This is a genomic window from Mesorhizobium sp. BH1-1-4 (assembly GCF_020165665.1).
Lineage (GTDB): Bacteria > Pseudomonadota > Alphaproteobacteria > Rhizobiales > Rhizobiaceae > Mesorhizobium.
In genome coordinates this window covers 85,322-97,814 of record NZ_JAIUIN010000021.1, presented here as the reverse complement: position 1 = coordinate 97,814, position 12,493 = coordinate 85,322, and the positions used below count along the sequence as shown (strand labels likewise).

Below are 12,493 nucleotides of genomic sequence, written 5' to 3'. Positions count from 1 at the left end.
CCCCACAACTGCCCCCGCAACCGCCCCCACGGGCACGCCGCTGATCGACATGCGCAACATCTCGATCGCCTTCGGCGGCATCCGCGCCGTCGACGACGCCTCGATCGATCTTTTTCCCGGCGAGGTCGTGGCGCTGCTCGGCCATAACGGCGCCGGCAAGTCGACGCTGATCAAGATCCTGTCCGGCGCCTACAAGCGCGACGCCGGCCAGATATTCGTCAATGGCGAGGAGGCAGCGATCTCCAACCCGCGCGACGCCAAGAAATACGGCATCGAGACGATCTACCAGACGCTGGCGCTGGCCGACAATGTCGATGCCGCCGCCAATCTGTTCCTCGGCCGCGAGCTGATGACCGCCTGGGGCACGCTCGACGACGTCGCCATGGAGGCCGAGGCGCGCAAGGTGATGGGCCGGCTCAATCCGCGCTTCCAGCGCTTCAAGGAGCCGGTGATCAAGCTGTCGGGCGGCCAGCGGCAGTCGGTGGCGATCGCACGCGCCATCCTGTTCAACGCCCGCATCCTGATCATGGACGAGCCGACGGCGGCGCTCGGGCCCCAGGAAACGGCGCAGGTCGGCGAACTTGTCAGGCAGCTCAAATCCGACGGCATCGGCATCTTCCTGATCAGCCACGACATCCATGACGTGTTCGAACTGGCCGACCGCGTCTGCGTGATGAAGAACGGGCAGGTCGTGGGCACGGCCCGCACCACTGACGTCACCCAGGACGAGGTGCTGGGCATGATCATCCTGGGCAAATGTCCTCCAGGTGCCATACCCGGGCCGGGTGCTCTGAAGATCGCCGCCTGAGCCGTGAGCGCTGGCCGGCGACGCCGCCCGGGCGCCCCGTGCCGTTCACGTGATATGCCAGTGATCACGATGGCTTGGCCTGACCATTGTGTTGGCCCGTCGACTTGCCCATAAAGGTCCTGTTTTGCTCATGGACCGCATCATCCGTTGAAGAAGCTTTTTCCAATCGTCGCGTTCATCGCCGTCGCATTGATCAGCATGACCATGGCGGGATTCGCTTATTTCGCGACGCAGGAGGCCGCTCGCATCAAGTTCGAGGGGGCGGCCGACGACGCCCTCAACCGGATCGAGAGCCGTATCGACCTGCATCTGTCGCTGCTGCGCTCGACGCAGGCCCTGTTCGACGCGCGCAACGGCGATATTTCCCAGAACGAGTTCAAGGCCTTTTTCAAGGCGCTGGATGTCGACAGCAATTTCGCCGGCCTGCGCGGCATCGGGTTCCTGCGACTGGTCAAGACTGGCGACGAGGCGGCGGTCGAACGCGATATTCTTCACGATTTCGGCGCCAGCCACCCGGTCTATCCCGATACCACCCAGCTCTTGCGCGCGCCGATCGCGCTTTTCGAGCCGCTCGATCCGTCAAACCAGGCCAGCATCGGCTACGACATGTTCAGTGAGCCGGTGCGGCGCGCGGCGATCGAAAAGGCGATGGCCGACGACCAGCAGCACGCAAGTGGGCTGGTGCAGCTCGGCCAGGGCACGGGGGCCGCGCAAACCTTCACCGGGTTCCTGGTCTTCGTGCGGCTCAATGTCGAAACGGCGCCGGAGGTCATCAACGCATCACGGTCCTCGACCGCCGGCTTTCTCTACGCGGCCTTCCGGGCTCGGGACCTGTTCCAGATCGCGCTCAGCCGTGCGCCGCTGCTGCCGGTCAACACCGAGATCTACGACGGCGCGGTGAGCGGCGACGATCTGCTGTTCCGATCGGAGACGCCACCGGTGTCATCCCTGGGAGACCCGCTGCTGGTCACCCGCAAGATCACCGTGGCGGGACGGCCCTGGACCGTATTGTTCAGGCCGACCAGTGCCTTCTCGCAACCGTCTTCGCGCGCCATCCCGGTGATGCTGGGGCTGTTCGGCCTGCTGCTTGCCGGCGCCATCGCGCTGGTGGCGCGCTATCAGGAGCGGGCCTATGACGCGGTGTCGGCCTTGCACGAGACGACGGAAAAGAGCCTGCTCGAAAAGGATCTGATGCTGCAGGAGATGAAGCACCGCATCAAGAATTCGATCACCAGGGTGCTGGCGATCGCCCGGCAGACGGCTTCGCGGGCGACCGACGTCAACGAGTTCTCCGCTTCCTTCTCGGCCAGGCTGCAGGCGATGGCCGCGTCGCAGGACATGCTGACGCGCTCGCGCTGGCAGAAAGCCGACCTTGCCGACCTGTTGCGCATCGAGCTTGGCCAAGTGTTCGGCAAGGAGCTGCCGGAAGGGCTCCTGTCTGGTCCGGAGGTTCTGCTTGACGAAACCACGACGCAGGCGCTTGGCCTGACCTTTCACGAACTGGCCACCAATGCGCTGAAATATGGCGAGGCCGGTAATTCCGCCAATTCATCCAAGGGGGACTGGGCGCTCAAGGTGGACTGGTCGCTGGAAGGGCGAGGGCGCGAACGAACCCTGGCGCTTAACTGGCGGGAAGCCGGGAAAAAGAAAGTCGAGGCACCGGCCGTGACCGGATTCGGCACCAAGCTGATCGACCTCAACGTCACGCGCGAATTGCGCGGCACGATCAAGCGCGATTACGAGGCCGACGGCCTGAAGGTGGAGATCAGAATTCCGTTGATCGGCTGATTCCTGCCTATCGGCAGATGGAAAAGCCAGGAAATCCGGAGGCCGGAAAGCGGCCCCCGGATCTGTATTCCACTATCGCGAAATCAGTTGCAGCGGGCCGTGTAGATCCGGCCGCGATGATCGCGATACTGGCAGTAGCCGTTGCGCAGGTTGCGGACCAGCAGGCCCGACCCGGCTCCGACGGCAGCGCCGATCAGCGCGCCCTTGCCGCCGCCGACCAATCCACCCACGCCCGCGCCGATCAAGCCGCCGCCGACGACGTCCTTCTCGGTCGAGGTACAGCCGCTGACAGCAACCACCGCAACCATGGCAATAAGTATTTTCCGCATAAGTCACTCCTCACTTGTGTCCACACTTTGGTAAGCTCCAACCGCCATCTAGCACGAAACGACGGCCTTTGCTGCTGCAATTTATTGTTGGCTAAGGTAGTCTTTTTCTGGGCGGATCGTGTTCGACGCCATGACGAGGTTGGATATGGCCAACGAAGCGTCAAGACTACCATCTGGCCGCACCTTCCAGACAATCTGATCGTAGTCGTCCTCCAAGGCGGGATCGACCGCGAGGCATTTGGCGACGACATGTTGCGCCTGCCCCTGAACGTCGCCCATTGCGAAGGGGCGTTCGGCGGTGCACGCGTCAGCAGTTTCAAAAACACTGACAGGGACCTGCAATTCCCGACATTCGGCCATCGTGTTCGAGCAGCCGATGACCAGTAACAACGCGGCTATGTGTTCCATGACGAATGTTCCTCTGGCCGCAATAACGGACAACATCGCCAAAAAGTTCCTGCCATTCCAACGGGGCTACACGCACAGCAGCCTTGGTGAAACAGATCCGGACACGCCAAGGCCTGCCGACCGGGCATGCCAACGGCGCATCCTAACGATACTCTCAAAGGCGAAGAAGGTCGGGAGCTAGATCAATTGCCAGAGGATGGCTAGAAACATGATCGCGGCGATTGCTGGGATGATGCCCCTCATCAACCCTTGGCCGGCCTCGGGCGGTGTTTCCACGGAGGCTTCGGCGTCGAGAAATTCGCCCATGGAAACACGGGCGGCCTGTTCCAGTCTGTTGATGTCGGCAACCGTCAAGACATTCCTCCCGTAGCCCGCTGCAAGTCCTGCCGCACAATGTCCGAAGGCAGGGCCAGTTCCGGCGGTCTCTGGGAAAAACAGCATCCGCCCTTATGGTGAACAGCCGGTTAAGAGTCGTTGCTGGCGCTCAGGGCGTTTCGAAATTGCTGTGCGGAACGACAAGGCGGTATTCGAGGTGGCCATCGCCGATATCGAGCTTCGCGGTTCCGTTCAGGGATGCTGGCACCACGCGCTCCAGCGCGACGCTGCCGAATCGCTTTTGGCCGCCACCATCGCCGTCGGCTCCTATCGCTTCAGCCCATGTCAGCGACAGGGCCACCTCCCCGGTGGGGGCGGCATCGAGGTCGGCGGTGACTTCGACGAAGCCCCCCGGCCGGGACAAGGCGCCGTAGCTGACGGAGTTGACGGCGAGCTCATGGATTGCCAGACCGATATGTAGCACGGCGTTGGGATTGAGGTAGGGATTGGCGCCACGGAAGCGGAGGCTGTGCGACGGATTCGCCCCGTAACGGCCGACCTGGCTCGCCACCAGTTCTTGAAGGGCTGCTCCTCGCCAGTTGGAGGACGTCACCAGATCCTGGGAAGAGGCCAACGACTGCAACCGGCCGCGAAACCGCGTCTGGAAGTCGCCAATGTCATCGGAATAGCGACCCGTCTGGGTCGCGATGCTCTGGATGATCGCCAGCAGGTTTTTCGAGCGGTGGCTGACTTCACGCAGCAGCGTCGTCAATGTCTGTTCGCGCCGCTTCTGCTCGGTCGTCTCGACCATCGTGGTGACGACACCTTGTACATCGCCATCGTCGCCGCGGTCGGCGTCGACCCAGATCTGAAACCAGCGTACGCCATTCTCTACCGGGACGCTGATTTCAAGGCGTTGCGGATCACCGGTCGTGATCACGTCGCGCTTGGCGGCGCCGATGCGGTCGGCCTGCGCCATGGGGAGGATGCCGTTAACGTCGGCATCGTCGGAAGCCCAGGGCGCGCGCATGTTGCGGGCCCATACTGTCTTCATCTCTCGATCCTGATAAAGGACGGAAATACCGGCATTGTGCAGTGCGTGGAGAAGGGCCCGGCCAAGCTGCATTCCGCTTTCGGCAGGGTGCATGGCGATGACTTCATCGTCCCGTGCGGCTTCCGTTCTATCTGAAGTCCTGGAGCGCATCGGTCAATCCGTCCACCAATTCAGGCTGAACGGCTCACTGTCGAATGGGTTCCCAATGAAGTCCCCCCGAATACCACTCCCTAAAGCGGTCCGCCGGACGGTATCCATTGAAGGACACCGCCCGGCGGTGGCTGGAAACCGTTTGAGGGGTGCGGCTTCCAGTGTTCGCTCGATGGATCACTCGCTCACGCCCGTTTGAACAGGCCGGCCAGAAGCGAAATGACCAGAAAAGCGAGAAAGATGAAGAACAAAATCTGCGCTATGCCCGCGGACGTGCCGGCGATGCCGCCAAAACCAAGCGCGCCGGCTATGATCGCCACGACAAGAAATACGAGCGCCCAGTAAAGCATGGTTCTTCTCCTTCCGAACTGTGCGATGAAAACGTCGGTCGATGCGGTTTGTTCCACCATTTGCCCAAAAAGACGAGGCTTGCAAACCGTTGGCGGCGGAGCGGGCCCTCAAAATTAGGGGATGACGGTTCCCGACGCTGGAAAGGCCGTCGATGCATCGCATCGGACGGCCTTTGATGGAGTGAGTTTGGGCTGGAAAGCGACGAAAACTATGCAGCGGCTTTCGCCTGGCGGTCAAAGAACAGCGCCTGGCTGATCAGCGCCTTGACCATGTCAGGATTGAACGGTTTGGTGACCAGGAAGGCCGGCTCGGGACGCTCGCCCGTCAGGAGGCGCTCGGGAAAGGCCGTGATAAAGATCACCGGTACCGAGGTCGACGACAGGATCTCGTTGACCGCCTCGATGCCCGAACTGCCGTCGGCAAGCTGGATGTCGGCCAGCACCATCTTCGGCCGCGTCTTGCCGAACATGGTCACCGCTTCGGCGTGGGTACGCGCTGTTCCAACCACGCGGTGGCCGAGGCTCTCGACCATCTCCTCTATGTCCATGGCAATCAGCGGCTCATCCTCGATGATCAGCACGTCAGTCGCCACCTGGCGGGAAATCTCGCTGCTCGCCTGGGCCAGTAGTTCGGAGAACTGCTGGTCGCCGACGTCCAGGATCTCGGCCGCCTCGTCCTCGCTGAAGCCTTCGACGGCAACCAGCAGGAAGGCCTGGCGGGGGAGCGGCGCGATCGCATTGAGGTTGGCCGCGGCGCGCTGTTCCCAGGCCGATTGTGTCTGTTCCTGCGGAACGCGGATGGCAACCGAGGTGAAGAGCTTGGCGAAAACCTTGTACAGAGCGATCCGGTCGCTCGAGGCCTCGGGGAAGATGTCGACGTCGGCGATGATGGCTTCGAGCATCGCGGCGACCAGCGCGTCGCCGCTCTCTTGCGATCCCGAGACGGCACGCGAGAAGCGGCGCAGGAACGGAAGGTGCGGTGCGATGGTGGCGGATAAACTCATGATGAGACGTCTCCCTCAGATGACGTGATTGCACGGATTGCAAGGTCAAGCTTGTCGCATGCCCCGCCGATACAACGCAGGTTTTCCGAAAAAGTTCCGCCCGTTATGGAACGAATAGACGGGAACTGCGTTGAAGGTCGGGATGGGCAACCAGACGAGGGTGCCGCTTGCCTTGTGTTGAGTTGGATAGAGCGGCTTGGTGTCTGGAACTATAAGGGCAAAATGAAGGAAATGACGAAAGATATTTTGGCTGGCGCCACGGGCAGGCGCCGGAACGGCGTCGGCGACCCGCTGGGGCCGAACTCCGAAATCGGGCGCAAACTCAAACAATATTACGACGAGCTGGTCTCCGACAATGTGCCGGATCGCTTCGCCCAGTTGCTCAGTCAGCTGGAACAGGCCGAACCCGCGCAGAAGAAGGACTGAGAGATGGCTGCGGTCTCCCAAGGCTTCAAGACCGATCTGCTTGGGGCAATCCCGAGCTTGCGGGCCTTTGCCGTGTCGCTGACGCAGAACGCCGACAAGGCCGACGACCTCGTCCAGGAAACGCTGGTCAAGGCCTGGGACAAGCATGAGAGCTTTCAGCCCGGCACCAATCTCAAGGCATGGCTTTTCACCATCCTGCGTAACGAGTTCTATTCGCAGATGCGCAAGCGCGGCCGTGAGGTGCAGGACAGCGACGGCATCATGACGGCCCGGCTCGCGGTGCATCCGGCCCAGCACGGCCAGCTCGACCTCAAGGATTTTCGCGGCGCCCTCGAACAATTGCCCGAGGATCAGCGCGAAGCCATCATCCTGATCGGCGCGTCGGGCTTCTCCTATGAAGAGGCCGCCGAAATCTGCGGCTGCGCCGTTGGAACCATCAAGAGCCGCGTCAGCAGGGCCCGCACACGCCTGCAGGAAATCCTGAAAATCTCGGGCGAGGACGAGTATGGTCCGGATGCGATTTCGGCTCAGGTCACGGGGACGGCGGCGCATTGAAAATTCGAGCCGCGTAGCGGTGATTCGGACGTGGGCGGCAGTCTCAGCCAGGGACGCCGCGACCGTAGGCCAACGCCACGGCCTCTACGAGGTCTTCGCCTGAATAGGGTTTGGTCACCAGCCTCACGCCGGGGAAGGATGCCTTGATCTCGTCCGCATCCGAATAGCCCGACGCAAACACGAACGGAACGCCGGTCTCTCGCAGCCCAGCCGCGAATTCCAGCGTCGAGGCGCCGCCCAGCATCAGGTCGACAATGGCCGCGTCGAATTGCGTCGCGACCTCTCGGCCATCGATCTCGGTCAGGTCGCGGACAACCACTACCTCGCCGGCCCCGTGGTCGCGGCAGAGTTGCTCGACATCCATGGCTATGAGGAATTCATCCTCCAGGACAAGAATGCGCAATCCATCAAGTAATCGAGGCACAGGCAATTGCTCCTTGAAACGCGGGGAGTCATGATCGCAATCGGGTGCGTTGTCATTTAAAAAAGACATGCGCCCGGCGATGAAGCGCCGATCCTGGGCAAGTGCTTGGGACGGATCCGCCAACCGGCGGACTTTCGCAGAGGGGTCGAAATGCCAAGCCAGATCGGGCGTGCTTTTTCAAGCCGCCAATATCCTTGCGAGCAATGCCCATTACGGCCGCTGCCGGTGTTCCGGGAGTTCGAGCAACCGGAGTTGGCCTTCATCAGCAAGTTCAAGAAGGGGGAACTCGCGGTCGACAAGGGGGCAACGGTCCTCGTGGAAGGGAGTCACAGCGCCCATCTCTATACCGTGCTGTCCGGCTGGGCGTTTCGATACAAGCTGTTGCATGATGGCCGCCGGCAGATCCTCAACTATCTCATGCCTGGCGATCTCATCGGCCTGCAAGGCAGCGTCATGGGGGAAATGCAGCATTCCGTCGAGGCCCTGTCGCCCATGCTGCTTTGCGTGTTCGAACGCGATAACCTGCATGAGCTCTACCGCAACCATCCGGGCCTCGCCTACGACATCACCTGGATCGCGTCGCGCGAAGAGCGCATGCTGGACGAGAACCTGCTCAGTCTCGGCCGCCGCAGCGCGATCGAGCGTGCCGCCTATCTCATCGCCTTCATCGCCAGCCGCGCCAAGGTCGTCGGACTGAACGGCAAGCAGTCCATGCAGATCCCGATCACGCAGCAGCACATCGCCGATACACTTGGCCTGTCGCTGGTTCACACCAACAAGACGATCCGCAAACTGATGGATCGCCAGCTGATCGTCTGGCGCGACGGCGGTTGTGGCGTCGTAGATAATGAAGGCTTGAAAAAGCTCGCCGGCTGGGAAGGGCTGGGCGAGGGCCGCCGGCCGCTGATCTGAGGCGGTGCTTCTTGCCGGGCGGCGGATCGGGTGTTCACGGCCGGTTTTCGGGTAGTTTGTCCCGGCATCGGAACCTTGAGACGTAAGGCGCGTTTGAAACCGAGCAATCACAAGGAGTTAAGCAATGGCAACCGCCGCAGGGAAGACCGTCAACGAAGCCCGGACGAATCCGGATCTCGAAGCTGACATCAGGCAGTTGAAAGCCGACATCGACAAGCTCACCAAACAGCTGGCCAAGACCGGTGAACACGGCTATGGCACGGCGCGCCGCGCGGCGGCCGAAGGCGTGGAGCAGTTGCGCGCCCAAGGTGAAGCCGCCTTCGACAGCCTGCGCGGCAATGCCAGGGACATCGAGGCGCAGATGGTGGCAAGCGTGCGCGAGAAGCCGGTGACGTCGCTGGCAATAGCCGCGGGCGTCGGCTTCCTGTTCGCGCTGCTCGCGCGTCGCTAGTTCCGCGCGGATGGGACTGCTGGCTACCCTGCTCTCGGGTTTCGCCTCGGGTGAAACAATGGCTGCCGTGCGGCGCGCGCGCTCGGCAGCCATCGTCTATGCGATCGCCCTGCTGGCGGCATTCTGCGGCCTCGGCTTCCTGGTCGGTGCCGCCTATATCTGGACAGCGGCCCGCTATGGATCGCTGGCCGCCGCTATTGGTTTCGGTTTAGGCTTTCTGGTGATCGCGGGTCTCGTTGTTCTGGTCCACAGCGTGATGTCGGGCGCGCAGGTCCGCCGCGAGGCAAGGCGGCGCAAGGCCGACATGAAAGCGATCGGCATTACGGCCGCGCTCGCCGTGCTGCCGACATTGCTCAAGGGCGGGCTCAAGGGAAAAGGCGGGCTGGGGATCATTTTGGGTCCGGCCGTTGCGCTTGCCGCCTACGCCATCTACCGCGAGAACGTGAAGTCCGATACCGACCGTCCGGATGCCGGGGAAGGGTAGCGACAGGCCTACCCCTCCTCACTTCGACAGATCTTCCAGCGGCATCGATATTTCGGCGAAGACCCCGTCGGGACGGAATTCATGGGTCACTTCGCTCGAAATGACCTTGGCCAGACTGCGCCGGATGAGGATCGAGCCAAACCCTTGCCGCTCAGGCGGGGCAACTTCGGGACCGCCGCTTTCACGCCAGGTCAGCACCAGGCGCCGCTCGCCTTTCCTGCCTTGCGCCTTCCAGTCGAGATCAACCTTGCCCGATGCAACCGACAGCGATCCATATTGCAGCGCGTTGCTGGCCAGTTCGTGCAGGATCAGCCCGAGACCGACGGCCTGATCGGGCGACAGCAACACGTCGGCGCCGGAGATCGTCAAGCGCGGCTGGTCGGCGGGGTCAAAAGGCCTGGTTTCGATCTGGACGAGTTCGCGGATGCCGATGCCGCGCCATTCACGATCGGACAACAGACCATGGGCGATGCCCAGGGCCTGAAGCCGCGCGCTGAACGCCTCGAGGAATTCGCTCGGCTGGCGGGCATGGCGCACGGTCTGCGTCGCCAGCGCCTGGACCGTCGCCAGCGTGTTCTTGACGCGGTGGTTGAGTTCCCTGAGCAGGAGCCGTTGCCGTTCGTCGCCGAGCCTGCGTTCCGAGATGTCGTAGTTGACGCCAAAGATCAGCGTCGGCTTGCCGTCGCCATCGCGCTCGATGACACGGCCGCGCGTGGCCACCCATCGCGGTGGATGGAAGCCTTTCACCCGGTATTCGCCAAAATAGTCGTCACTGCCGGTCAACGCGTCACGAAAGCTGGTTTGGGTCTGGTAGACGTCGCGGGGATCTATGGCTGTCAGAATGTCGCGCGCCCGCAGCCGCGTCGAGCGCGGCAGGTTGAACAATTCCGGCAACCGGACGTCGCAGTCGATGACGTCGGTGCGGATGTCCCAAGCCCAACTTGCCAGCGAAGCAGCATCGAGCGCGATGGCGCGCCGCTTTTCCTCGCGTGCGAGCGCGGCTTCGGCGACAGCGCCGGTGCGGGTCGCGTGCTTCAGGGTGAACATGCTGCCGGCGAGGCCGGCGAGCGTTTTCAACTGGTCTAGCTTGGACCGGGACGGGTGAGCACACGGCTTGCGGTGCATGACGCACAGGGTTCCGATCCGCGCTCCCGCGACAATGATCGGGACGCCGGCATAGAAGCGCACATGATGCTTGCCGGTCACCAGCGGGTTGGCTTGGAAACGCTGGTCGGCCGCTGCGTCCGTCACCACCATCGGCTCATCGCCAGCGGCGATGGCGTGCGCACAGAAAGAGGTGGCTGTCGGGGTCTGCGCTTCTTGCATGCCACGACAGGATTTGAACCATTGCCGATCGAGGTCGACGAGTGTGACCAAGGCGATCGGCGCGCGCGTCACGGCGGCGGCAAACCCGCCGATGCGGTCGAAATCCGGGTCGGGCGCCGTATCCAGCATCTCAAGCCAGTGCAGCACGGCCAGCCGGTGCACGTCCTGCACGGCGCGCGCAACCTCGGCCGGCAGACCGGCTGCTGTTTCCACCCTGCTATTCAAACCAGGTTCCCATGACTTAGCCTTGATGTCCTTGTCGTCGCCGGCCCTGCAGCCGGAACCATCTCTGCGAGGGACCGTTACCCGAGCGTGATTTGCCGATCGCGTCAGCCGACGCGACACCAGACGAGGACCCGCCATGGCCAGGAACATTCCCGAAAATAAAGCGCGTCAGGGGCGGTGGGGCTGGCATGGGTTCCGAATCCTGATCGCCGGACTGCTCTTAGTGCTCGTCGCCTGGGGCATCGCCGAAATCTACGGCGTGTTGATCAAGGCGCCGAACAGCGATGAGCAACATTTGCCCACGCCGCCGAGCACCGGTCCGGCGCCCTCCGGCTGAGGTCAGCACCTTGGTGGCTTCACACCGCATCAGGCAGCCTTCACCTGGGCGACGCTGGCCGGCACCAGCACATTGAGCGCTCCAGGTTTGATTTCGATCGTCGTTTCCCGATCGAGCTTGACCAGTTCGCCATCCAGGACGGCGCGGAACTTCCTGCCGCCGGAATGGATTTTGAGGGTCGCCCTGTCGGCTTGGTGGATTTCGACATGTTCGTTGTCACGCCACTTGCCGCGCGCCACGTTGAACAGGAACTTGACCAGCTCGGCGCGCTGCTGCGCCACCGTGACGTAAATGCCGAGCACGCCACCGGCCGGATTGTCGGCATAGGGCAAGTGGCCTTCGCCGAAGAGATTGTTGGTCACGCCGAGGCCGGATATCCGGGCACTCATCTCCGCTTCACCGATGCCGAGCGTGACGTTCATTGCCGGCGGATTCTTGATCGTTGCCCAGGCTGCCTTGGCGGAAGCGCTGATCTTGCCCAGGCGTGAGCCGAATTCCATGCCCTGGCGCAGTTGCACCATCTTGGCATGCATGCCGATCGAGAACTGGTGGACGAAAGGCTGGCCATTGGCCGTTGCCATATCGACGGCGACGATTTCGCCGTCGGCGAAGGATTTCAGCGCTGCATCGAGCGACTGTGGAATGCCGAGGCCGCGCGCAAACAGGTTCATCGTGCCGGCCGGCAATATTGCGAGCGCCTTTTTCTTCCCCATCAGCCTGGCGGCCGCTGCCGAGATGGTGCCGTCACCGCCTCCGGCGAGCACGACGTCGACGGTGTGGCGCGACGCGGCGCTGTCGAGGGTTTCCACGACGTCCTTGCCGGCAACGATGTCGATAGTGAGAGAGTGGCCCGCCGATTCCAGCGTCTCACGCATCCGGTCCGAAAAGGCGGCGAGATCGGTGGTGCGCAAGGTGCCGCCGTCCCGGTTCAGCACCGCTGCGAATTTCATGCCCCTCTCCGCTGCTCAATTAAAACCGGCCGGGCTACCTCCAGCCGGAGGCTGAAACGTGGCGAACCAGGAAAAGGTTCCATCGGCGCCGGGGCCGGACTCCAGGTTGCGGCGACAGGCGATCAAATCCGCATCGTGGGTTTTGCCTTCAGACATCGCGGTTTTGTCGGAACAACGGCATGGTCACGACGTTGTGA

General features: G+C 62.7%; 17 protein-coding genes. 8 read left to right on the top strand and 9 right to left on the bottom strand.

Annotated elements, in window-relative coordinates; genetic code table 11:
- Window positions 1-808: ATP-binding cassette domain-containing protein (locus LB569_RS26085; RefSeq protein WP_224694633.1), on the top strand; the 808-nt coding region annotated here is incomplete at its 5' end.
- Window positions 809-955: 147 nt separating this feature from the next.
- Window positions 956-2,596 carry a CHASE domain-containing protein gene (locus LB569_RS26080; RefSeq protein ID WP_224694632.1) on the top strand — a complete coding sequence of 547 codons (1,641 nt, stop codon included), beginning with the start codon at window positions 956-958 and terminating at the stop codon, window positions 2,594-2,596.
- 83 nt (window positions 2,597-2,679) lie between these two features.
- On the opposite strand, the gene LB569_RS26075 is transcribed toward LB569_RS26080, so the two are convergent.
- From LB569_RS26075 to LB569_RS26050, 6 genes are all read right to left on the bottom strand, one after another.
- A complete protein-coding gene (locus LB569_RS26075; protein ID WP_027037064.1) occupies window positions 2,680-2,925 on the bottom strand; it encodes a YMGG-like glycine zipper-containing protein in 246 nt (81 codons plus the stop codon).
- An 81-nt stretch (window positions 2,926-3,006) separates the two neighbouring features.
- The gene (locus tag LB569_RS26070; RefSeq protein WP_224694631.1) at window positions 3,007-3,333 is read right to left on the bottom strand and encodes a hypothetical protein; all 327 of its coding nucleotides are present in this window, start codon (window positions 3,331-3,333) and stop codon (window positions 3,007-3,009) included.
- 177 nt (window positions 3,334-3,510) lie between these two features.
- Entirely contained in the window at window positions 3,511-3,687 is a 177-nt protein-coding gene (locus LB569_RS26065; protein WP_224694630.1) for a hypothetical protein, read from the bottom strand.
- A 130-nt stretch (window positions 3,688-3,817) separates the two neighbouring features.
- Entirely contained in the window at window positions 3,818-4,852 is a 1,035-nt protein-coding gene (locus LB569_RS26060; RefSeq protein WP_224694629.1) for a sensor histidine kinase, read from the bottom strand.
- Window positions 4,853-5,037: 185 nt separating this feature from the next.
- Window positions 5,038-5,202, bottom strand: coding sequence for a DUF1328 domain-containing protein (locus tag LB569_RS26055; protein WP_027031438.1), 165 nt, complete (start codon window positions 5,200-5,202; stop codon window positions 5,038-5,040).
- A gap of 209 nt (window positions 5,203-5,411) precedes the next feature.
- Entirely contained in the window at window positions 5,412-6,206 is a 795-nt protein-coding gene (locus LB569_RS26050) for a response regulator (protein WP_140708073.1), read from the bottom strand.
- A gap of 222 nt (window positions 6,207-6,428) precedes the next feature.
- Between LB569_RS26050 and LB569_RS26045 the strand changes: the two genes are divergently transcribed.
- Both LB569_RS26045 and LB569_RS26040 read left to right on the top strand, forming a co-directional pair.
- Window positions 6,429-6,632, top strand: a complete 204-nt coding sequence (locus LB569_RS26045; RefSeq protein WP_140708075.1) for a NepR family anti-sigma factor — start codon at window positions 6,429-6,431, stop codon at window positions 6,630-6,632.
- A gap of 3 nt (window positions 6,633-6,635) precedes the next feature.
- Window positions 6,636-7,187 (top strand): RNA polymerase sigma factor, encoded by a 552-nt coding sequence (locus LB569_RS26040; RefSeq protein WP_010911883.1) that lies wholly within the window; start codon window positions 6,636-6,638, stop codon window positions 7,185-7,187.
- 43 nt (window positions 7,188-7,230) lie between these two features.
- Here the strand turns inward: LB569_RS26040 and LB569_RS26035 are convergent, their stop codons facing one another.
- On the bottom strand, window positions 7,231-7,611 hold the full coding sequence (locus LB569_RS26035; protein ID WP_224694628.1) for a response regulator: 381 nt from the start codon (window positions 7,609-7,611) through the stop codon (window positions 7,231-7,233).
- 150 nt (window positions 7,612-7,761) lie between these two features.
- Between LB569_RS26035 and LB569_RS26030 the strand changes: the two genes are divergently transcribed.
- The 3 genes from LB569_RS26030 (at window position 7,762) to LB569_RS26020 (ending at window position 9,458) form a co-directional block, all read left to right on the top strand.
- Window positions 7,762-8,523 (top strand): Crp/Fnr family transcriptional regulator, encoded by a 762-nt coding sequence (locus LB569_RS26030; RefSeq protein WP_224694627.1) that lies wholly within the window; start codon window positions 7,762-7,764, stop codon window positions 8,521-8,523.
- Between the two features lie 124 nt (window positions 8,524-8,647).
- On the top strand, window positions 8,648-8,974 hold the full coding sequence (locus tag LB569_RS26025; protein WP_224694626.1) for a YqjD family protein: 327 nt from the start codon (window positions 8,648-8,650) through the stop codon (window positions 8,972-8,974).
- A 10-nt stretch (window positions 8,975-8,984) separates the two neighbouring features.
- Window positions 8,985-9,458 carry a hypothetical protein gene (locus LB569_RS26020; protein ID WP_224694625.1) on the top strand — a complete coding sequence of 158 codons (474 nt, stop codon included), beginning with the start codon at window positions 8,985-8,987 and terminating at the stop codon, window positions 9,456-9,458.
- Window positions 9,459-9,476: 18 nt separating this feature from the next.
- On the opposite strand, the gene LB569_RS26015 is transcribed toward LB569_RS26020, so the two are convergent.
- Window positions 9,477-11,009 (bottom strand): sensor histidine kinase, encoded by a 1,533-nt coding sequence (locus LB569_RS26015; RefSeq protein WP_224694624.1) that lies wholly within the window; start codon window positions 11,007-11,009, stop codon window positions 9,477-9,479.
- A gap of 136 nt (window positions 11,010-11,145) precedes the next feature.
- Between LB569_RS26015 and LB569_RS26010 the strand changes: the two genes are divergently transcribed.
- On the top strand, window positions 11,146-11,346 hold the full coding sequence (locus LB569_RS26010; RefSeq protein ID WP_224694623.1) for a hypothetical protein: 201 nt from the start codon (window positions 11,146-11,148) through the stop codon (window positions 11,344-11,346).
- Window positions 11,347-11,375: 29 nt separating this feature from the next.
- On the opposite strand, the gene LB569_RS26005 is transcribed toward LB569_RS26010, so the two are convergent.
- Window positions 11,376-12,296, bottom strand: a complete 921-nt coding sequence (locus tag LB569_RS26005; RefSeq protein ID WP_224694622.1) for a diacylglycerol/lipid kinase family protein — start codon at window positions 12,294-12,296, stop codon at window positions 11,376-11,378.
- Window positions 12,297-12,493: the final 197 nt, after the last annotated feature.